Raw genomic sequence first — 20,911 nt, 5'->3', positions numbered from 1 at the left:
GGCGCGGGCCGGGGGCGTCCGTGCCCCCGATGACTATCGCGCTGATCACGGGTACAAGGCTATCTCGCCCCACCCCCAGGTCGTCATTGACAGCATCTGTACAAATCCCGGGGGGAAACCTGGACACTCTGGCCAGCGACGCCGTCATCCGGTCGGGTCCGGCGCCGCTATCCGGCCAGCTCGCGAGCTGCGGCGACGGCGTCGGCCAGCGTGTCCACGACGGGGACACCGGCCGATTCCAGACTGGTGCGGCTGTGCGAACCGCCCGTGTACAGCACGGCGCGGGCCCCGATGTGCGCCGCGGCGAGCGCGTCGTCCACCGCGTCTCCGATGAGGATCGTCCGCGTGGCGGTCACTCCGGTGGACTCCATGGCAGCCATATGGCGTACGAGATGTCCTGCCTTGGTGGTGTGGGAGGGCCCGGTACGGCCGTCGACGCGCAGGAAGTGCGCCTCGATGCCGTGCGTGCGGACCAGCGGCACGAGCTTCTCGTGGGGCGCGAGGGAGAGCAGGGACTGGGTGAGCCCGTCGGCCTGCCAGCCGCTCAGCAGCTCGCGGGCCCCCTCCGCCAGCCCCGCCGTCCCGGCCGCGGCCCAGTAGTGGCGGTGGAAGGTGTCGTCCATGACGAGCCACTCCTCCTCGGTGGGCAGCCGGCCCATGAGGCGCTCGTAGAACTTCGGCACCGGCACGACGTACAGGTCGCGGTACGTCTCCAGGGTGATCGCGGCGAAGCCCAGTTCGGCGAAGGAGGCGTTGGTGGCGGTGATGACGGCGTCGATGTCGTGCAGGAGCGTGCCGTTCCAGTCCCAGACGATGTGGACGCCGGTGCCGGCCGCCTCGGCGGCGGTCATGTGAGCAGCCCCGGGATCTCCTGCACGCCGAACCAGAGCAGCTCGTGGTCCTCGGCGCCGTCGGCGGTGGACCGCGCCCCGTCGTCCCCGGCGTCGGCGGCCTCCAGCGCGGCGGCGGCCGCGGCGACGTCCTGTTCGGCGTCGTCGGCGTCGACGTGCACGGCGGCGGCCACCGCGAGCCGCACGGCGGCGGCGAGGGCGACCAGGCCGAGGGCGGCCTCGTCGTCCCCGGGAAGGGCGGTGGCGGCCTTGTCGTCGACGTCGAGGGCGACGACGACGCGTCGGCGCGGGGCGTCCGCGTCCGCGGCGAGCAGCCGCAGGGAGGCGGCCGCGGCCCGGCCCAGGGCGGCGTACTCCAGCTCCTCCACGTCGTCCGAGACGTACCACTCCCGCAGCCCGGGGGTCACGGCGTAGGCCCGGAGCGGGGCGGGCCCCAGCTCGCCCGCCGTGTGCGCCTCGGCGAGACCGGGGAGTGTCAGGGGGACGTACACGCGCATGGCCGGCTGCTTTCGGTAGTCGGGAACGCCCTCAGGATACGACCGCGGCCTCCCGCACCGAATCCCCCCTGGTACGGGGCCCGCGGATCTCGATCGCCGCGCAGCGCCAGCGCAGGTCGGGCCCCTGTTCCAGGCGGAAGGCCATCGCGGAGACCCGGTCGCCGGTGGCGATCCGCGCGAACGCCTCGATGACCCCCGGGCCGGGGTGGAACCGGCCGCAGTGGCGCAGCACGGGGCGCGGACGGCCCGGCGCGGGCAGGGAGGTGGCCAGGGAGGCCAGCTGCTCGTACGCGGGCCCCACGGTGAGCCCCAGCAACGAGTGGACGGGCCGCTGCCCGCTCAGCACCGCGAGCAGACGCTGCGCGAACCAGTCGTGCGGCCCGCCCCGCCGTCCCGCCCGCGGCGCCCCGCCCGGCCCCCGCGCGTCCCGCCGCCCGCCGGGCCGGGTCCGGGCCGGGGCGCCCGTCCGGCCCCGGCCCTCGCCGCCGGTCGCCGCACGGCTGGTGATGGTGGTGTCCATGTCGCTTCCCCCGCAGATCGGTGACTCGGTGTCACCGTTCTACGGCCCCTCGGCGACGCTCCGCAATCACCGGCGGAGCCCCCGCCCCACCCGCCCGTCCCCTCACCTATCCGGGTGAACCAACCCCGCCGGGCCCCCGGTCCGCCCGCCGCCGCCCGCCCGGGGTGGACGCCCGCCCCCGCCCCCCGCACCCCCCGATGGGCGACCCCCGCTCACCCGCCCGGCCCAGCCAACCCCCCGCCCGGCCGGACCACGGCCACGCCGACGGCCCGGGGCGGGGCGGCCCGGGGCCGGCCGCGCGACGGCACCGCGCCCGCACGACGACGGCCGGGGCCGGACACCCCTTCGGGCGCCCGGCCCCGGCCGGTGTTCGTGCTGCTGGTGCGCTGCCGCCGGTACGCCCGGCAGCGGCGTTACTTCTTGCGCCGGCGCCCGCCGGAGGCCTTCTGCGCCTTGCGCCGTTCCGCCCGCGTCATGCCGTCGCCGCCCGCGCCCTCCGCGTCGAACTCGCCCTCGACGACGCCGCCCTCCCCGTCGACCGACGGGGCGGAGAAGTGCAGCCGGTCCGGACGCTGCGGAGCGTCCAGGCCCTTGGCCCGGATCTCCGGCCGCGCGGCCGCCGGCTCCTTCGACAGGGACGGCGCCGTGGCCTGCACCGGAACCTCCTCGACCTGCTGCTCGACCTGGACCTCCAGGTTGAACAGGTAGCCGACGGACTCCTCCTTGATGCCCTCCATCATGGCGTTGAACATGTCGAAGCCCTCCCGCTGGTACTCGACCAGCGGGTCCTTCTGGGCCATCGCCCGCAGGCCGATGCCCTCCTGGAGGTAGTCCATCTCGTAGAGGTGCTCGCGCCACTTGCGGTCCAGCACCGACAGCACCACGCGCCGCTCCAGCTCACGCATGACGTCGGAGCCGAGCGCCTTCTCGCGCGTCGCGTACTGCTCGTGGATGTCGTCCTTGACGGACTCCGCGATGAACTCGGCGGTGATGCCCGCACGGTCCCCGGCGGCCTCCTCCAGCTCCTCCACCGTCACCTTGATCGGGTAGAGCTGCCGGAAGGCGCCCCACAGCCGGTCCAGGTCCCACTCCTCGGCGAAGCCCTCGACCGTCTCGGCCGCGATGTACGCGTCGATCGTGTCGTCCATGAAGAAGACGACCTGCTCGTGCAGGTCCTCGCCCTCCAGGACGCGGCGGCGCTCACCGTAGATGACCTCGCGCTGGCTGTTGAGCACCTCGTCGTACTTCAGGACGTTCTTGCGCGTCTCGAAGTTCTGGGTCTCGACCTGCGACTGGGCGGACGCGATCGCGCGCGTCACCATCTTGTTCTCGATCGGCACGTCGTCCGGCACGTTCGCCATCGCCATGACCCGCTCGACCATCTGCGCCTTGAACAGACGCATCAGGTCGTCACCGAGCGACAGGTAGAAACGGGACTCGCCCGGGTCGCCCTGACGGCCCGAGCGGCCGCGCAGCTGGTTGTCGATGCGGCGCGACTCGTGCCGCTCGGTGCCCAGCACGTACAGCCCGCCGAGGTCCTTGACCTCTTCGAACTCGGCCTTCACGGCCGCCTCCGCGCGCCCCAGCGCCTCGGGCAGGGCGTGCGCCCACTCCTCGATGTGCTCCTCCGGGTCGAGGCCGCGCTGGCGCAGCTCCGCCTCGGCGAGGTCGTCCGGGTTGCCGCCGAGCTTGATGTCGGTACCGCGGCCGGCCATGTTCGTGGCGACCGTGACCGCGCCGCGGCGTCCGGCCTGGGCGACGATCGAGGCCTCGCGCTCGTGCTGCTTGGCGTTGAGGACCTCGTGCGGCACGCCCCGCTTGGAGAGCTGCTGGGAGAGGTACTCGGACTTCTCGACCGACGTCGTACCGACGAGGATCGGCTGGCCCTTCTCGTGCTTCTCCGCGATGTCGTCGACGACCGCGGCGAACTTCGCGACCTCGGTGCGGTAGATCAGGTCCGGCTGGTCCTTGCGGACCATCCCGCGGTTCGTCGGGATCGGCACGACGCCCAGCTTGTAGATCTGGTGGAACTCGGCGGCCTCGGTCATGGCCGTACCGGTCATGCCCGAGAGCTTCGTGTACAGGCGGAAGAAGTTCTGGAGGGTGATCGTGGCGAGGGTCTGGTTCTCGTCCTTGATGTCCACCCCTTCCTTCGCCTCGATGGCCTGGTGCATGCCCTCGTTGTACCGGCGTCCGGCCAGGATGCGGCCGGTGTGCTCGTCGACGATCATGACCTCGCCGTCGATGACGACGTAGTCCTTGTCGACCTTGAAGAGTTCCTTGGCCTTGATCGCGTTGTTGAGGTAACCGACGAGGGGGGTGTTCACCGACTCGTACAGGTTCTCGATGCCGAGCCAGTCCTCGACCTTCGCGACACCGGCCTCGTGGATGCCGACGGTGCGCTTCTTCTCGTCGACCTCGTAGTCGCCGGTCTCCTCGATGCCCTTGAGCGGCTGGCCCGCCTCGCCCTTGGTCAGCCGGGTGACCAGCTTGGCGAAGTCGGCGTACCACTTGGTGGCCTGGTCGGCCGGACCCGAGATGATCAGCGGCGTACGGGCCTCGTCGACCAGGATCGAGTCGACCTCGTCGACCACGGCGAAGTTGTGGCCGCGCTGCACCAGCTCGTCCTGCGACCACGCCATGTTGTCGCGCAGGTAGTCGAAGCCGAACTCGTTGTTCGTGCCGTACGTGATGTCGCAGGCGTACTGCTCACGACGCTGCGCCGGGGACATGTTCGCCAGGATGCAGCCGACGTCCAGGCCCAGGAACTTGTGGACGCGGCCCATCATCTCGGAGTCGCGCTCGGCCAGGTAGTCGTTCACCGTGATCAGGTGGACGCCCTTGTCCGAGAGCGCGTTCAGGTACGCCGGGAGGGTACCGACGAGGGTCTTGCCCTCACCGGTCTTCATCTCCGCCACGTACCCCAGGTGCAGGGCCGCGCCGCCCATGATCTGCACGTCGTAGTGGCGCTGGCCGAGGACGCGCTTCGCGGCCTCGCGCACCGTTGCGAACGCCTCGGGCAGCAGGTCGTCCAGGCTCTCGCCGTCCTGGTACCGCTGCTTGTACTCGTCCGTGAGCGCGCGCAACTCGGCGTCGGAGAGGTTGACGAAGTCCTCTTCGATGGAGTTGACCTGGTCCGCGATGCGGTGCAGTTTGCGCAGGATCTTGCCTTCGCCTGCACGCATGAGCTTGTTGAAGACGGACACCGAGGTTTGTCTCCTTGCCGGTCGGGCCTGGGCACTGTTCGTAACCGGGCACGGCAGGTGGGCCCCACCGCAACGGCCATCGTAAGCGAGGACGTGGTCGCGCCGGGAGGTCCGCCGTATCCGCGGGGCACGGGTGCCCGGAATGAGAACGTGTGGGCAGGGCCGAAGGTGCCGGTGGGGACGAAAACTGCTCGCCCCCCGCTCCCCCGCGCCGCCACAATCCGTGGATGGAACCCACCACGCTGCGCACGGACCGCCTGGACCTGCGGCCCTTCGCCCCGTCCGACGAGGACGAGGTGTACGCCGCCGCCCAGGACCCCGCCATCCCGCGCTGGACCGCGGTCCCCTCGCCCTACGCGCGCTCCGACGCCCGCGCCTTCGTCGGCGAGCGGGTCCCCGCCGGCTGGCGCGAGGACACGGGATACGCCTTCGCGGTCCGCCTCGGCGCCGGCGGCCCGCTGGTCGCGGCCGTCGCCGTCCACGTCCACCTGGCGTTCGGGGAGAAGGTGTACGAGATCGGCTACTGGGCGACGAGGGAGCACCGCGGGCACGGCTACACGACCGAGGCCGTCGGCGCCGTCGCCCGCTGGGCCTTCACCGCCCTGGGCGCCGCCCGGCTCGAATGGCGCGCCGAGGCCGGCAACACGCCCTCGCGCGCCGTCGCCGAGAAGGCCGGCTTCCGGGTCGAGGGCCTGCTGCGCGCCGCCCTGCACCACGGCGGCACCGTCCGGGACTGCTGGATCGGCGGCCTGCTCCCCGGCGACCTCGACCTCCCCTCGGCCCTGCCCCACCTGCCCGCTGTCGGTGCCGGGTCCTAGGCTGCGGCCATGATCAGCAGCCTGCCGCAGCCGACGCTCTCCCTGTCCGCCGACGAGGCCCGGCGCATCGCGCTGCGCGCCCAGGGGTTCCTCGGCGCACCGGACCGCAAGGGCGGTGTCCGCGCGATGCTGCGCCACCTGGGCGCCGTCCAGCTGGACACCATCTCCGTCCTGGCGCGCTCGCACGAGCTGATCCCGTACGCGCGTCTGGGCGCGGTCGGCCGGCAGACGGTGGAGCGGGCGTACTGGACGCAGAACCACGCCTTCGAGTACTGGTCGCACGCGGCGTGCGTACTGCCGATCGAAGAGTGGCCGCACTTCGCCTTCCGCCGCCGGGCCAAGCGGGCGCAGGGCTACCGCTGGCACAAGATGCGCGACCGGGACGCCTCCTGCCGCCTGGTCCTGGACCGGCTGACCGCCGACGGCCCGCTGACCTCGACCGAACTGGGCGGCGCGAAGAACGGCGGCCCCTGGTGGGACTGGTCAGAGACCAAGATCGCGGTGGAGTGGCTGCTGGACACCGGTGACGTCGTCTGCACCGAGCGCCGCGGCTGGAAGCGGGTCTACGACCTGGCCGGGCGGGCGGTCCCGGCCGGACTGCTCCACGACGACCTCGACGACCGCGAGTGCCTGCGCCGGCTGGTCGCCCTCGCGGGCCGGTCCCTGGGCGTCGGCACCCGCGCCGACCTCGCCGACTACCACCGCCTCAAGGGGGACCAGGTCGAGGCGGTGATCGCGGACTCCGGTCTGGTCCCGGTCACGGTCGAGGGCTGGACCAAGCCCGCCTGGGCGGACCCGGCGGCCCTGGCCGCGGCCCCCCGGGGCCGCCACCGCACCACCCTGCTCTCGCCGTTCGACTCCCTGGTCTGGGACCGGCCGCGGACGGAGCGGATCTTCGGCTTCGCCCACAAGCTGGAGGCGTACGTCCCCAAACCCCAGCGGATCCACGGGTACTTCGCGATGCCGCTGCTGGCCGGCGGCCTGCTCCAGGGCCGGGCCGACCCGGCCCGCGAGGGCACCACCCTGGTGGCCCGCCGGCTCTCCCTGACCACCCCGAAGGCGGCCGCCCCGATGGCGCGGGCCCTGCGGGAGGCCGCGGAGTGGGTCGGCTGCGACGCGGTGCGCGTCGAGCGCGCGTCCACCCCGGCGGAGGCCGCCGCGGTCACCGCGGAACTGAAGGCGCTCTGACCCTGCGGCACCCGCGCCGGACCGGCTAGCGGATCTCCAGGATCTTCTCGCGCATCGCGTAGACGACCGCCTCCATGCGCGAGTGCAGCTGGAGCTTCTCCAGGATGTTGCGCACGTGGTTCTTGACGGTGTTCTCCGAGATGAACAACTGCTTGGCGATGTCCCGGTTGTTCATCCCGGTCGCCACCAGCTTCAGCACTTCCAGCTCGCGGTCGGTCAGCCGGGGCGCCGGCACCAGCCTGCGCTCGTCGGTGCGCTGGATCATCGACTTGAACTCGGTCAGCAGCTTCGACGCCATCGACGGGCTGATCTGCGACTGCCCGTCCGCCACCGCGCGGATGGCCGTCGCCACCTCGTCCGTGGAGATCTCCTTCAGCAGGTAGCCCGTCGCGCCCGCCTTGATCGCGTCGTAGAGGTCCGCCTCCTCGTCGCTGATCGTCAGCATGATGATCTTCGCGGAGGGCGCCACTTCCTTGATCGAGGTGCAGGCCTCGATGCCGCCCCGCCGGGGCATCCGCACGTCCATCAGCACGATGTCCGGCAGCAGGTCGGCGGCCTTGTCCACCGCCTCCGCCCCGTCCCCGGCCTCGCCCACGACCTGGATGTCCTCCTCCTGGGCGAGGACGATCTCCAGCCCGCGCCGGAAGAGGGCGTGGTCGTCGACCACCAGAACCCGGATCGGCTCCCCGGCCGGCTCGGCCGCCGCGTCCGCCGGGTCCGCCGTCCGACAGCGCGCGCCGTCGTCACCGCGTACCGGCCCGAAGCTGTCCGCCATCGTTCCTCCCCCTGCATGTGCCCAGTTGCCGGGTCAACCCCGCGGGGTCTGCCGCCGGTTGACTGCCCGCCATGATTCCATGCCCGGGTGTCGGCGAGGGGGCGCGACGACGGCCCTGCGGCCCATAGGAGCCACTACCGGCCACCCACGGACAGATCCCGGTCACATCACGGACGTATCCCAGCCAGACCGGACCGGGATACGGCCGGTTTTCGGCCACGGCATCTCGTACAGGTGCCCCCGCGGAGCGCCTCGGGCGCTCCGCGGGGGCAACGGAGGGGGGCGTCAGCCGCCCAGCGCACCGCCCGCGCCCGCGGCCGGCTCGTCCGAGCTGGAGGCGCCGTCGGCGTTCAGGTGGACGACGCCGTAGTCGTAGGCGTGACGGCGGTAGACGACGCTCGGCATCTTGGTGTCGGAGTCGACGAACAGGTAGAAGTCGTGTCCGACCAGTTCCATCTCGTACAGCGCCTGGTCGAGCGACATCGGCCCGGCCGAGTGGGTCTTCTCGCGGACGATCAGCGGGCCCTCGCCCTGCACTTCCAGGGATCCGATCCGGGTGGTCGGGATCCCGTCCGCCTTCTCCTCGGAGACCGGCTCGCCGTTGCCGTTGAGCGAGGCGACGCCGGGCACCACGTCGGCGACCTCGGCCGCCGAGAGCCGGCCGTTGCCACGCCGGGTGAACCGCTTGTCGTGCTGCTTGCGCAGCCGGGCCTCCAGCTTGTCCTGAGCGAGGTCCAGCGCCGCGTACGGGTCGGCGGCGGCGGCCTCGGCCCGGATCACCGGGCCCCGCGAATGCAGGGTGATCTCCACGCGGTCGGAACGGTCGGCCTGCCGCGGGTTGTGCTCCTTGGACACCTCGACGTCCAAGCTGATCACCTTGGCGTCGAGCTTTTGGATCCGCTCGGGATTCAGCTTCTCGGCCACGTGCTTGCGGAACCGCTCGGGCACCTCGGTCTTGCGGCCCTTGACGACGATGTCCACGCAGAACTCCGTTCCCGGAGAGCCCCACCGCCAGCGGCGAAGCGTCTCCCTTTCGCACCAGGCCCCGGTGAACACCGGAGCCTCGGACTTGGCGACTTTCACCTCCTCCTCCCCCATCGGCAAGATCTACATCCCACCGACTTCGGAGCAGAGAGAACCCCCTGAACGGGCACTGACACGAAGTCCTCACAACCGAACATATCTCTCAATGCCGGTTGTCGGCACCCGCTACCGGAACGTACCTCCGTTCAGGTGGCTGTTCCCTCTTACTACCTGCAACGATGCGCATTCCCCGGCAGTTCCAAATCTATTCACAAGTTTTTTGCTCTGTACGAGTTGTCGACCGGTTCTCCGGCGAAGGAGCCCGCCGGCGCCGCCACCACGGCCGCGGCCCGCACCCGCAGCCCGGCCGCCCGCAGCGCCCGTGCCGCCTCGGCGAGCGTGGCCCCGGTGGTGATGACGTCGTCCACCAGGACGATCCGCGCCCCCGCGACCACCCGCTCCCCGCCCGGGCACACCCCGAGCGCCCCCGCCAGGTTCTCCAGCCGCTCCCGCGCCCCCAGACCCGCCTGGTCGGCGACCCGCCGCCGCAGCCGCAGCACGGGCGCCACCCGCGCGGGCACCCCGCCCGCGCGCAGCCGGGCCGCCGCCGCCAGGGCCACCCGGCGCGCCGGATCGTGCCCGCGCGCCCGCAGCGTCGGCCGCGCGGACGGTACGGGGACCAGCGCCAGCTCCCCCGCCCCGCCCCCATCGGCCCGGAGTACCGCCGCGGCCAGGCCGGCGCCGAGCGGACCGGCCAGCGGCAGGGCCCCGCGCTCCTTGTGGGCCAGCACGACGGCCCGTACGGCCCCCTCGTACGCGGCCCCGGCCACCACGACGGGCAGCCCGGCGGGACCGGACCGCCGCGCCGAAGGGCGCACCCGCCCGGCCCGGGCGCCGCTGAGCGCGCCCCGGCAGCCGGCGCACAGCACCCGGCGCGCAGCCCCGCAGCCCGCGCAGTCGGCCGGCAGCACCAGCCCCGCCAGCTCCTGCCACCACCCCCGCATGCCCCCAGCCTGCCGGGCGCCGCGCACCACCGCGACCCCTGTGGAAAACCCCGGGCGCCCCTCAGCCCGGGTTCAGCCCGGGTACACCGGCGCCCGGCCGCCCGCCGCCACCGTGCGCCACTGCGCCCCCGGCGGCAGCCACACGATGCCGTCCTCCGTCGAGGAGGCCACCACCGGCTTCGACTCGTCCTCGGCGGCCGCGATCGCGCTCAGCCCCGTCGCCCCCGGCAGGCTCGCCGCGACCATCGACCCGTCGGCCAGCATGTAGCGGGCCTGGTCGACCCCGCCGCTCTCCCGGCCCACCACCAGCAGCCGCCCCCGCGGCGCCCAGCTCATCGCGGTGACCTCCGCCATCTGCGGAGCCGCCGGCCGCAGCTCGCGCACCGACAGCGGCGACGCGTCCCCCTGCACCTCCGGCCGCTCGATCCGCCCCAGGTACAGGTTCTTGCGGCCGCCCTCCCGCTCGACGAGCAGCGCGAGCCGCACCCCGTCCGCAGAGGCCTTCAGCGCCGTGATCCTGCCTCCGTCCAGCCCGGCGACGTCCACCTTCTGCGGGATCCCGGTCCCCCCGGGAATCCGGTACAGGCCCTGGGACTGCGGGTCGAGGTCCGCGATCCACAGGTCGCCCTGGGCGTCCCAGCTGGGCGCCGTCAGCTTGCCCGACTTGCTGTTCAGCAGCGGCTGCGGCATCTGCCCCGCCGTCGTCAGCGTCACCACGTACAGCCCGTGCCCGTCGTCGGAGACGACCGCGGCCCGCTTCTCGTCGTACGTCACGGCCGCCGAACCCACCTTGAAGCCCGCGGCGGTGGCCAGCGGACCCGGGGCGGGCTCCGGCTTGTCCTGCTGCTGCTCCTCGGCGTTGACGTTGAGGACCATCCGGACCAGCTTGTAGTCCTTGTCCACGTAGTACTGGTGCTCCGGCGACGGCGGCCGGTTCGCGAGGACCGACGCGGTCGAACCGGTCACCCAGCACAACGAGGACTTGCCGTCGGGACGCAGCAGTTCGACCCGGTCCAGCCGCGAGGCCGTCAGGTCCCGCACCGTGTAGAGGAGTTGGGTGGCCATCTTCTGGCACTGCGGCTGCCCCACGTTGCCGCCCTTGTCGTTGAGCGGGACGCGCAGGGTGTTCTGGCCGTCGTAGGACAGGGACTTGGTGCCCTCGCGCAGGGCCGCGCCGGTCGGGAAGGCGGTCGAGACGACCGGCCCGAGCCACTTGGAGGGACCGGCGAGCAGCGACTGCACGGTCTGCGTGGTCGGGTCCATCCGCGAATCGGGGTCGCTGCGCTGGCGCACGTACACCGGGTCGGCGACGAGCTTGCCGCCCGCGAAGTAGTACTTGTTCACCGGCTTGTAGATCCGCTGGAAATCGGACTCGCTGAGCACGAGGCCGCTGGGCGGGGTCGCGATCCGCCACTGCTTGTTGACCTGGACCAGCTGGAGGAACTCCTCGTAGCGCTTGCCGCCGGTCTCCGGCTGGTAGGCGCTGCGCTCGTCGACCGTCGCCAGCTTCTTGCCGGTCACCTTCCAGCGGGGCCCCTCGGGGTCCCGCTCGCCGTGGACGGGCACCCGGTCGAGTCCCGCCGAGAGCACGGTGACGGCCGAACCGGGCTTCCACTCCTTCGCGGCGTCCTCGGTCAGGTACTTCCGGGCGGTCGCCAGCTGCGGGTCGTCGCTGGTCATGGCCTCCAGGAAGCCGTCGACGATGTCGGCCGGGCTGGCCTTGTCGGCCGGCGGGGCACCGAAGACCCGCACCTGGGAGTCGACGCCCTGCGAAGCGTCCACCCGCCGGATCTCACCGCGGTCGGGCATGGACGCGCAGCCGGCCAGCAGCGCCCCCACGACCCCGCACGCCAGGACCGGCCCGAGGCCTCCCGGCCCCCCGCGCCGTACGCCCCGTAGGCCCCCTGGGCCCCGAGAGCGCCCCGTGCGCCGTGCGGCGCGCCGCACGTCCGCCCCCGACGCACGTTCAGCGTCCTCCACCGGATCCATCCTCCTGTGCTGCTCCCTGATCGGCGGGCCTGGCCACGACCCGGGCGCCGTTGCCGGGCAGCGCGGTGGGGTCGGCGGGCACGGGCTGGGCGGTGGTGACGGCGGGCCTGGGCGGTATCGGCGAACGGTCGGCCCGCTCCGCCCGGCCGCCGCCCGCACCGGGACGCCCGCCGGAGCCGTTGCCCCGTCCCGCGGCCTCGGCCGCGGCCCGGGCCCGGTTGCCCCGCGAGTCCTCGGGCTCCAGCGGGATCGGCGATCCGCGCAGCGGCTCGTCGGCGGTACGGGGCAGGGTGAGGCGGAACTGCGAGCCGCCGCCCGGCTCCCCCCAGGCCTGGAGCCAGCCGCCGTGCAGCCGGGCGTCCTCGACGGCGATCGACAGGCCCAGGCCCGTACCGCCGGTGGTGCGCGCCCGGGCCGGGTCGGCGCGCCAGAAGCGGTTGAAGACGCGAGTGGCCTCGCCGGGCTTGAGCCCGACCCCGTAGTCACGGACGGCGACCGCGACGGCCCCGCCCGCCGAGGCGAGCCGGACCACCACGTCCCGGCCCTCGCCGTGCTCGACGGCGTTGACGACGAGGTTGCGCAGCACCCGCTCCACGCGGCGGGCGTCGGCCTCCGCTATCACCGGCTGGGTGTCGCCCAGGACGCGGATGCGCGTGCCCTTGTGCTCGGCCAGCGGCTCGGCGCCGTCGATGACCCGGCGCACGACGTCGCGCAGGTCGATGGGCTCCGCCTCCAGCGCGGCCGCGCCCGCGTCGAACCGGCTGATCTCCAGCAGGTCGGCGAGGAGCGACTCGAAGCGGTCGAGCTGCCCGGCCAGCAGCTCTGCGGAGCGGGCCGTGATCGGATCGAAGTCCACCCGGGCGTCGTGGATGACGTCGGCGGCCATCCGGACCGTCGTCAGCGGGGTGCGCAGCTCGTGGGAGACGTCCGAGACGAAGCGGCGCTGCATCCGCGAGAGGTCCTCCAGCTGCTGGATCTTGTTCTGGAGGTTCTGGGCCATCTTGTTGAAGGCTTCGCCCAGACGGGCGATGTCGTCCTCGCCGGTGACCTTCATCCGCTCCTGGAGCCGCCCGGCCGAGAGCCGCTCGGCGATCCCGGCGGCCATCCGCACGGGCGTCACGATCTGCCGCACGACGAGCGAGGCGATGGCGCTGAGCAGCACGACGACGAACAGCCCGGCCGTGGCGATGGTGCTCTTGACCAGGTTGAGGGATTCCTCCTCCTGGGTGAGCGGGAAGAGGTAGTACAGGTCGTACGGGTCCCCGTTGATGTCGGTCAGCCGCTTGCCGACGACCAGCGCGGGCTCCGGGAGCTTCTCCCCGCTCCCGGCGGTGTACTTGATCTGCGAGAAGGTCTTGAAGGTGCCGGTGGCGTGGTTGACGGCCCGGCGCAGCTCCAGGGGGACGCTCGCCGTCGGATCGACGTTGCCGGAGGCGCGGGCTCCCTTGACGCCCTGCGCGCCGGGCGCCTGCTCCCCGGTGCCCGCGCCGAGCGCGACCACCTCGAAGGCGGTCTGCCCGCCACTGGCCAGCTGCTTGACCAGCGAGTTCATCCAGGTGCTGGCGTCCCGGCCGACCTTGTTGTCGGCCGCTTCGGTCCCGTCCACGGCGGAGGGCGTATTGGCCTTCTCCTGTGCGACCGCGAACCCGCCCGCCGCCTGGCTCTGCGCGGCCTCCTCCTTGGCGTCGAGGAGACCCTTGCTGACCTGCGCGATGACGACGAAGCCCAGCGCGAGGACCACGGCCAGCGACATCAGCAGCGTCGCCGCGACCACCCGCAGCTGGATGTTGCGCCGCCACAGGCGGACAGCCGGAAGCAGCGGCCGTCGTACGAGGCGTACGAAGAGCCGCAGCACGGGGCCGCCGGGCGCTCCGTCCTTGCTCAGACGCAGCACCCGGCCGCCCCACGGAGCTCCCCGACGGGAGCCGCCCCGGGGCGTGCCGGGCGGCACGTCAGCTGGGTCCGGCCTTGTAGCCGACACCGCGCACCGTCACGACGATCTCGGGGCGCTCCGGATCCTTCTCGACCTTGGAGCGCAGCCGCTGAACGTGCACGTTGACCAGGCGGGTGTCCGCCGCGTGGCGGTAGCCCCAGACCTGCTCCAGCAGCACCTCGCGGGTGAACACCTGCCACGGCTTGCGCGCCAGCGCGACCAGCAGGTCGAACTCCAGCGGGGTCAGCGCGATGGCGGCCCCGTCCCGCTTGACGGAGTGCCCGGCCACGTCGATGACCAGGTCACCGATGACCAGCTGCTCCGGCGCGGGCTCCTCCGAACGCCGCAGCCTCGCCCGGATCCGGGCGACCAGCTCCTTCGGCTTGAACGGCTTCACGATGTAGTCGTCCGCGCCCGACTCCAGGCCCACCACGACGTCGACCGTGTCGCTCTTCGCGGTGAGCATGACGATCGGCACCCCGGACTCGGCCCGGATCAGCCTGCACACCTCTATGCCGTCCCGTCCGGGCAGCATGAGGTCGAGCAGGACCAGGTCCGGCTTCGCCTCCCGGAAGGCAGCCAGCGCCTTGTCGCCGTCCGCTACGAACGACGGCTCAAAACCTTCTCCACGCAGCACAATGCCGAGCATCTCGGCCAGCGCGGTGTCGTCGTCGACGACAAGGACTCGTCCCTTCATGCTTGACATCATCCCATTAGCTAATCGTTACCTGGCGGTGAGCTGTCCCACAGCCAAAAGGGCTGGAAATCGCCCCTCGGACCTGCGTGGTGATCAGGACGACCAGTCTGCCTCGGATCCGCGCGACAATTGAAGGGACGAGCGGCCGGAGATCGCGGGGGACGGCCGGTCCCTTCGGTGATCCCCCGTGGCACGATGGCAGCCGACCAGCGCGCCGGCCACGGCAGGTGCACGTGAAGGAGCGACGATGAACGACTCTCCGGGCTGGGCCACGCCCGGATCCCCGTCCGACGGCCAGGGCTCCGACGCCGACCGGCCCGCCGCGCCGCCCGCCGGCGACGGCAAGTGGTCCGCCGCCCAGCCGCCGCCCGGACAGTGGTCGAGCCCGGGCACCACCCCGCCGCCCGCCCCGGCCCCGGCGCCGCCGGCGCCCCCGCAGCCGCAGCCGCAGCCGCCCGCCGGCTGGGGCTCGTACGGCTCCCCCTCGCAGCAGCCCGGCGCCCCCTATGGCTACCCCGGCGGCCCCGGCGGCTGGGGCGGCCCCCCGGCCGCCGCCAAGCCCGGCGTGATCCCGCTGCGGCCCCTCGGCCTCGGCGAGATCCTGGACGGCGCCGTCAGCACCCTGCGCGGCCACTGGCGCTCCGTGCTCTCCGTCAGCCTCGTCGTCGCCGCCCTGTGCCAGACCGGGCTGCTCTTCGTCCAGCGCGCGGTCGTCGACAGCTCCCTGCTCACCACCGGCCGCAGGCCCACCGACGAGGAGCTCGCCGACCAGCTGGGCAACACGGCCTTCCTCTACGGCGCCCAGTACTTCCTGGAAGCCCTCGGACTGTTCCTGGTCACCGCCCTGCTCGCGCCCGTCGTCAGCCGCGCCGTCCTCGGCCGCCCCTCCAGCGTCTCCGACACCCTGAAGGCCGTGCGCCCGCTCGCCCCCCGCATGGCCGGCCTGATCGCCGTCCTGCTGCTGGGCGCCCTGGCCGCCGCCTTCGTACCGGCCCTGCCCGGCATCCTCACGGGCAACGTCACGGCCGCCGCCCTGGGCGTCCCCGTCGGCCTGGTCCTCCTGGCCTGGTTCTACGTGACCTTCGTCCTGGCGCCCCCCGCGCTGATGCTGGAACGCGGCTCGATCGCGGACGCCCTGAAGCGCTCCGCGAAGCTCGTCCGCGGCTCCTGGTGGCGGATCTTCGGCATCAGCCTGCTCACCTGGATCCTGCGCACCATCACGGCGGGGATCATCGTGATGCCGTTCGCGGGCATCGCCCTGTTCATCGCCCCCGGCGGCTTCAGCGGCCTCCTCGACGGCACCGCCGCCACCAGCTGGACCTTCCTGATCATCACCGCGCTGGGCGGGATCGTCGGCTCCGCCGTCACCGTCCCGATGCAGACGGGCGTCACCACCCTCCTCTACGTCGACCAGCGCATCCGCCGCGAGGCCCTGGACCTGGAGCTCGCCCGGGCCGCCGACCAGGGCGGCGCCGGACCGGTCACCGGAGGCTGACGCGCCGATGGGGACGGGGGGACTCATCGTCACGGGCGCGGCGGCCCTGCTGCCGCGCGACGGGACACCGCCGGTGACGACACCGCGCGACGCCGCCCGCGAGGCGGCCGAACGCGAACTGTCGAAGCCCGCCTACCACCAGCACGACCCGGGGCTCCTCCAGCGTGCCCTGGACCGCCTCTGGGAGTGGATCAGCGGCTTCTTCGACCGCGCCGCGACGGCCACCCCGGGCGGCGGCCTCGGCCTGCTCGCCGTCGCCCTCCTCATCGCCCTGGCCGTCGCCGCCCTGTGGTGGCGCCTGGGCACCCCCCGCCGGTGGAGCACCACTGCGGGCGCCCTCTTCGACCGGGGCCCCCGCAGCGCCGCCGACCACCGCGCGGCCGCCGAGGCCCACGCGGCGGCCGGCCGCTGGACCGAAGCCGTCCAGGAACGCATGCGCGCCGTCGTCCGCGCCCTGGAGGAACGCACCCTCCTCGACCCCCGCCCCGGCCGCACCGCCGACGAGGCCGCCGCCGAAGCCGCCGCCTCCCTCCCCGCCCACGCCGCCGACCTGCACGCCGCCGCCCGCGCCTTCGACGAGGTCACCTACGGCGGCCGCCCGGGCGACCCCGAGGCCTACACCCGCCTGCGCGCCCTCGACGACACCCTCACCCACACCAAACCGGCGGCACCCCGATGACCCCCGACCCCACCCCGCCCGGCGCAGGCACCCCCGGCCAGGACACCGGCACCCCCGCCCCCCAGGCCGACGGCGGCGCAGCCGGCGCGTCCACACCCCCCGGCCGGACCACCCCCGCGCGCCCCACCGCCCAAGACCCGCCCGGCCGGGGCACCGCACCCGCCACCCCGCCCGGCCAGGGCAGCGGCCGGGGCGGGACCTCCGCCGACGCCTCCCCCGCCCGGCTCTGGGCCCGCGCCCGGGGGATCGTCCTCGCCCTCGGGATCGTGCTCGTCGCGGCCGTCGCCCTCGCCGGACTCCAGACCGGCGACCACCACGGCCTCCTCGACCCCCGCTCCGCCGACCCCGACGGCACCCGCGCCCTCGCCCAGCTCCTCAAGGAACGCGGCGTCACCAGCCGGGTCGTCACCAACGCCGACGAGGCCGCCGCGGCCGCCGGCCCCGGCACCACCCTGCTCATCAGCGACCCCGACCTGCTCGGCGAGCCCCAGCGGCGCACCGTCCGCTCCGCCATCGACCTCTCCGGCGGCCGGACCGTCCTCGTCGCCCCCAGCAGCGTCAGCCTCCCCGGCCTGGCCCCCGCCGCCCATACCAAGGGCTTCGCCCGCCAGCGCGACCTCGACCCCCGGCCCCCCGGCAGCACGGACTGCGCCCTCCCCGCCGCCACCACCGCGGGCCGGGCCGGCACCGGCGACGGCCTTCGCTACACCACCGCCCTCCCCGGCTCCGCCGCCTGCTACCCCAGCGGCGGCCACCCCACCATCCTCACGATCCCCAGCACCACCCCGGGCGGCGACACCGTCCTCCTCGGCTCCGCATCGTTCCTGCGCAACGACCGCCTCGCCAACCAGGGCAACGCCTCCCTCGCCCTCCAGCTCCTCGGCTCCCGCCCGGACCTCGTCTGGTACCTGCCCACCCTCGCGGACATGGCCTCCGACACCGGCTCCGACGAACAGGGCCTCCTCGACCTCGTCCCGACCGGCTGGACCTGGGCGCTGCTCCAGCTGTTCGTCGCCGCCGCCCTCGCCGCCCTGTGGCGGGCCCGCCGGCTCGGCCCCCTCGTCACCGAGGACCTCCCCGTCGCGGTCCGCGCCTCCGAGGCCACCGAGGGCCGCGCCCGCCTCTACCGCAAGGCCGCCGCCCGCGACCGCGCCGCGACGGTACTGCGCGCCGCCACCCGCGAACGCCTCGCCGCCCTGGTCGGCGTACCGGCCCCGCAGGCCCACGACCCCGTCACCCTGGTCCCCGCCGTGACCGCCCGCCTCCGCACCACCGCCGGCCCCCACGACCCGGCCACCACCCTTCTGTTCGGCCCCACCCCCGCCGACGACGCGGCACTCGTCGCGCTCGCCGACCACCTCGACGCCCTCGAAAGAGAGGTCCGCACCTCATGACGGCCACCACGGACAGCGCCCGTTCCTCGCTGGAAGCGCTCCGCACCGAGATCTCGAAGGCCGTGGTCGGCCAGGACTCCGCCGTCACCGGCCTCGTCGTCGCCCTCCTGTGCCGCGGCCACGTCCTCCTCGAAGGCGTGCCCGGCGTCGCGAAGACCCTCCTGGTCCGCGCCCTCGCCGCCTCCCTCGAACTCGACACCAAGCGCGTCCAGTTCACCCCCGACCTGATGCCGAGCGACGTCACCGGCTCCCTCGTCTACGACGCCCGCACCGCCGAGTTCTCCTTCCAGGACGGCCCGGTCTTCACCAACCTCCTGCTCGCCGACGAGATCAACCGCACGCCCCCCAAGACCCAGTCCTCCCTCCTCGAAGCGATGGAGGAGCGCCAGGTCACCGTCGACGGCACCCCCCGCAAGCTCCCGGAGCCCTTCCTCGTCGCCGCCACCATGAACCCGGTCGAGTACGAGGGCACCTACCCGCTCCCCGAAGCCCAGCTGGACCGCTTCCTCCTCAAGCTGACCGTCCCCCTCCCCTCCCGCGAGGACGAGATCGGCGTACTGACCCGGCACGCCGCCGGCTTCGACCCCCGCGACCTGCACGCCGCGGGCATCCGCCCCGTCGCCGGCGCCCGCGACCTCGAAGCCGCCCGCGAGGCCGTCGCCCGGACCACCGTCTCCCCCGAGATCACCGCGTACGTCGTCGACCTCTGCCGCGCCACCCGCGAATCGCCGTCCCTCACCCTCGGCGTCTCCCCCCGCGGCGCGACCGCCCTGCTGGCCACCGCCCGCGCCTGGGCCTGGCTCACCGGCCGCGACTACGTCACCCCCGACGACGTGAAGGCCCTCGCCCTCCCCACCCTGCGCCACCGCGTCCAACTGCGCCCGGAAGCCGAGATGGAGGGCGTCACGGCCGACGCCGTGATCACCGCGATCCTCTCCCACGTCCCCGTACCCCGCTGATGGCCCTCACCGGACGCGCCGCCCTGATCGCGGCCCTCGCCAGCATCCCGGTCGGCGTCCTCGAACCCAGCTGGACGGGGATCCTCGCCGTCAACGGCCCCCTCGCGCTGGCCTGCTGCGTCGACTACGCCCTCGCGGCGCCCGTCCGCACCCTGGAACTGACCCGCTCGGGCGCCACCTCGGTCCGACTCGGCGAACCGGCCGACGTCCACCTCACCATCGCCAACCCGGCCGCCCGCACCCTCCGCGCCCGCATCCGCGACGCCTGGCCCCCCAGCAGCTGGCAGTCCGGCACCGAGGCCGACGCCTCCCGCCACACCCTGACCGTGCCCGGCGGCGAACGCCGCCGCCTCACCACCCGCCTGCGCCCCACCCGGCGCGGCGACCGCCGGGCGGCCCGCGTCACGATCCGCTCCTACGGCCCGCTCGGACTGCTCGCCCGCCAGGGCTCGCACACCGTCCCCTGGACGGTCCGCGTCCTGCCGCCGTTCACCAGCCGCAAACACCTCCCCTCCCGCCTCGCCCGGCTGCGCGAACTCGACGGCCGCACCAGCGTCCTGACCCGCGGTGAGGGCACGGAGTTCGACAGCCTGCGCGACTACGTACCCGGCGACGACACCCGTTCCATCGACTGGCGGGCCACCGCCCGCCGGCCCAAGGTCGCCGTCCGTACCTGGCGTCCCGAACGCGACCGGCACATCCTGATCTGCCTCGACACCGGCCGCACCTCGGCGGGCCGCGTCGGCGACGCCCCCCGCCTGGACTCCGCCATGGACGCGGCCCTGCTCCTCGCGGCCCTGGCCACCCGCGCCGGCGACCGCGTCGACCTGCTGGCCCACGACCGCCGCCCCCGCGCCCAGATCCAGGCCCGCTCGGCCGCCGACACCCTCCCGGCGTTCGTCAACGCCATGGCCGGCCTCGAACCGGCCCTCGTCGAGACGGACTCCCGCAGCCTGGTCTCCACGATCCTGCGCAGCGCCCCCCGGCGCTCCCTGGTCGTGCTCCTGACAAGCCTGGAGGCGGCCCCCATCGAGGAGGGCCTGCTCCCGCTCCTCCCCCGCCTCACCCAGCGGCACACGGTGATCGTCGCCTCGGTCGCCGACCCCCGCATCGCCGCCATGGCGGCCGCCCGGGGCTCCCTGGACTCCGTGTACGAGGCCGCGGCGGCCACCCAGTCGCAATCCCAGCGCCGCCGCACCGCGCAGCAGCTCTCCCGCCACGGCGTCCACGTCGTCGACGCCACCCCGGACGACCTGGCCCCCGCCCTCGCCGACACCTACCTCTCCCTCAAGGCAGCCGGCCGCCTATAACCGGCCCCAACCGCTCCGCTGGCTACGCTGGTCGCGCACCCACCAGGAGGACACCATGGCCGACGGACTGAACGTGGTGCGGCTCCGCCGCCATATCGAAGCCCAGACGCCCGAAGTCATGGCCCTCAACGACACGAACATGGGCGATTCGCAGACCGGACTGACCAAGGTGCCCGACCTCATGGTCATCGCGGAGGAGGACACCGACGACACGCCGAAGGTCATCAACTCCCGTGACGTGCTGATGGTCGTGGAAGTCGTGTCCCGTACGCATTCCCTCACCGGCATCCGCGACAAGCTGCCCGACTACCCGAAGATGGGAGTCCCGCTGTACGTGGTCGTGGACCCGCGCAAGGACAAGAAGAGCGTCGCCGTGCACAGCGAACCTTCGAAGGGCCCCGAACGGTCCCCGCAGGCCGCTGGACTCTCGACACCAGCAGCCTCAAGAGCTACCCCGCGGACCGGTGAAAAAGGGGATGCCCCAGAACGCAGAAAAGCCCCGCACCAGTTACCTGGTGCGGGGCTTTCCCACAATGATTGTTCGGCGGCGTCCTACTCTCCCACAGGGTCCCC

General features: G+C 73.5%; 18 protein-coding genes. 8 read left to right on the top strand and 10 right to left on the bottom strand.

Features of this window, described 5'->3' with window-relative positions; all coding sequences use genetic code 11:
* Window positions 1-167 precede the first annotated feature (167 nt).
* From ACGFXC_RS32045 to secA, 4 genes are all read right to left on the bottom strand, one after another.
* A complete protein-coding gene (locus tag ACGFXC_RS32045) occupies window positions 168-851 on the bottom strand; it encodes an HAD family hydrolase (protein WP_393718392.1) in 684 nt (227 codons plus the stop codon).
* Entirely contained in the window at window positions 848-1,348 is a 501-nt protein-coding gene (locus ACGFXC_RS32040; protein ID WP_393718391.1) for a DUF6912 family protein, read from the bottom strand. The genes ACGFXC_RS32045 and ACGFXC_RS32040 overlap by 4 nt, the downstream gene beginning before the upstream one ends.
* A gap of 31 nt (window positions 1,349-1,379) precedes the next feature.
* The gene (locus ACGFXC_RS32035; protein ID WP_393718390.1) at window positions 1,380-1,868 is read right to left on the bottom strand and encodes an Rv3235 family protein; all 489 of its coding nucleotides are present in this window, start codon (window positions 1,866-1,868) and stop codon (window positions 1,380-1,382) included.
* Window positions 1,869-2,281: 413 nt separating this feature from the next.
* A complete protein-coding gene (gene secA, locus ACGFXC_RS32030) occupies window positions 2,282-5,074 on the bottom strand; it encodes a preprotein translocase subunit SecA (RefSeq protein ID WP_393718389.1) in 2,793 nt (930 codons plus the stop codon).
* A 227-nt stretch (window positions 5,075-5,301) separates the two neighbouring features.
* Here secA and ACGFXC_RS32025 point away from each other — a divergent pair, with 227 nt between their 5' ends.
* Together ACGFXC_RS32025 and ACGFXC_RS32020 are read left to right on the top strand one after the other, a co-directional pair.
* Window positions 5,302-5,892, top strand: coding sequence for a GNAT family N-acetyltransferase (locus ACGFXC_RS32025; RefSeq protein ID WP_393718388.1), 591 nt, complete (start codon window positions 5,302-5,304; stop codon window positions 5,890-5,892).
* A 9-nt stretch (window positions 5,893-5,901) separates the two neighbouring features.
* Entirely contained in the window at window positions 5,902-7,080 is a 1,179-nt protein-coding gene (locus ACGFXC_RS32020; protein ID WP_393718387.1) for a winged helix-turn-helix domain-containing protein, read from the top strand.
* A 25-nt stretch (window positions 7,081-7,105) separates the two neighbouring features.
* Here the strand turns inward: ACGFXC_RS32020 and ACGFXC_RS32015 are convergent, their stop codons facing one another.
* The 6 genes from ACGFXC_RS32015 to mtrA form a co-directional block, all read right to left on the bottom strand.
* Window positions 7,106-7,855: a response regulator gene (locus ACGFXC_RS32015; protein WP_393718386.1), complete on the bottom strand. Its 750-nt coding sequence runs from the start codon at window positions 7,853-7,855 to the stop codon at window positions 7,106-7,108.
* Between the two features lie 285 nt (window positions 7,856-8,140).
* A complete protein-coding gene (gene hpf / locus ACGFXC_RS32010; protein ID WP_393718385.1) occupies window positions 8,141-8,836 on the bottom strand; it encodes a ribosome hibernation-promoting factor, HPF/YfiA family in 696 nt (231 codons plus the stop codon).
* Between the two features lie 311 nt (window positions 8,837-9,147).
* Window positions 9,148-9,882, bottom strand: a complete 735-nt coding sequence (locus ACGFXC_RS32005) for a ComF family protein (RefSeq protein ID WP_393718384.1) — start codon at window positions 9,880-9,882, stop codon at window positions 9,148-9,150.
* 72 nt (window positions 9,883-9,954) lie between these two features.
* The gene (locus tag ACGFXC_RS32000; protein ID WP_393718383.1) at window positions 9,955-11,664 is read right to left on the bottom strand and encodes an LpqB family beta-propeller domain-containing protein; all 1,710 of its coding nucleotides are present in this window, start codon (window positions 11,662-11,664) and stop codon (window positions 9,955-9,957) included.
* Between the two features lie 184 nt (window positions 11,665-11,848).
* Window positions 11,849-13,822, bottom strand: a complete 1,974-nt coding sequence (mtrB, locus tag ACGFXC_RS31995) for an MtrAB system histidine kinase MtrB (protein WP_393718382.1) — start codon at window positions 13,820-13,822, stop codon at window positions 11,849-11,851.
* 1 nt (window position 13,823) lies between these two features.
* Complete coding sequence (gene mtrA / locus ACGFXC_RS31990) at window positions 13,824-14,513, bottom strand: two-component system response regulator MtrA (protein ID WP_351826892.1); 690 nt, start codon at window positions 14,511-14,513, stop codon at window positions 13,824-13,826.
* A 235-nt stretch (window positions 14,514-14,748) separates the two neighbouring features.
* On the opposite strand from mtrA, the gene ACGFXC_RS31985 reads away from it, so the two are divergent.
* The 6 genes from ACGFXC_RS31985 to ACGFXC_RS31960 all read left to right on the top strand — a co-directional run.
* Window positions 14,749-15,996 (top strand): hypothetical protein, encoded by a 1,248-nt coding sequence (locus tag ACGFXC_RS31985; RefSeq protein WP_393718381.1) that lies wholly within the window; start codon window positions 14,749-14,751, stop codon window positions 15,994-15,996.
* Between the two features lie 7 nt (window positions 15,997-16,003).
* On the top strand, window positions 16,004-16,675 hold the full coding sequence (locus tag ACGFXC_RS31980) for a DUF4129 domain-containing protein (RefSeq protein ID WP_393718380.1): 672 nt from the start codon (window positions 16,004-16,006) through the stop codon (window positions 16,673-16,675).
* A complete protein-coding gene (locus tag ACGFXC_RS31975; protein ID WP_393718379.1) occupies window positions 16,672-18,069 on the top strand; it encodes a DUF4350 domain-containing protein in 1,398 nt (465 codons plus the stop codon). Before ACGFXC_RS31980 ends, ACGFXC_RS31975 begins: the two co-directional genes overlap by 4 nt.
* Window positions 18,066-19,028, top strand: coding sequence for an AAA family ATPase (locus ACGFXC_RS31970; protein ID WP_393718378.1), 963 nt, complete (start codon window positions 18,066-18,068; stop codon window positions 19,026-19,028). The genes ACGFXC_RS31975 and ACGFXC_RS31970 overlap by 4 nt, the downstream gene beginning before the upstream one ends.
* Window positions 19,028-20,338: a DUF58 domain-containing protein gene (locus tag ACGFXC_RS31965; RefSeq protein WP_393718377.1), complete on the top strand. Its 1,311-nt coding sequence runs from the start codon at window positions 19,028-19,030 to the stop codon at window positions 20,336-20,338. Before ACGFXC_RS31970 ends, ACGFXC_RS31965 begins: the two co-directional genes overlap by 1 nt.
* 55 nt (window positions 20,339-20,393) lie before the next feature.
* Window positions 20,394-20,911, top strand: a 518-nt coding sequence (locus tag ACGFXC_RS31960) for a Uma2 family endonuclease (RefSeq protein WP_393718376.1), incomplete at its 3' end; no start/stop codon positions are given.

The sequence above is a fragment of the Streptomyces sp. NPDC048507 genome, from assembly GCF_043199995.1.
GTDB lineage: Bacteria > Actinomycetota > Actinomycetes > Streptomycetales > Streptomycetaceae > Streptomyces.
This window is presented reverse-complemented; position numbering and strand designations above follow the sequence as displayed.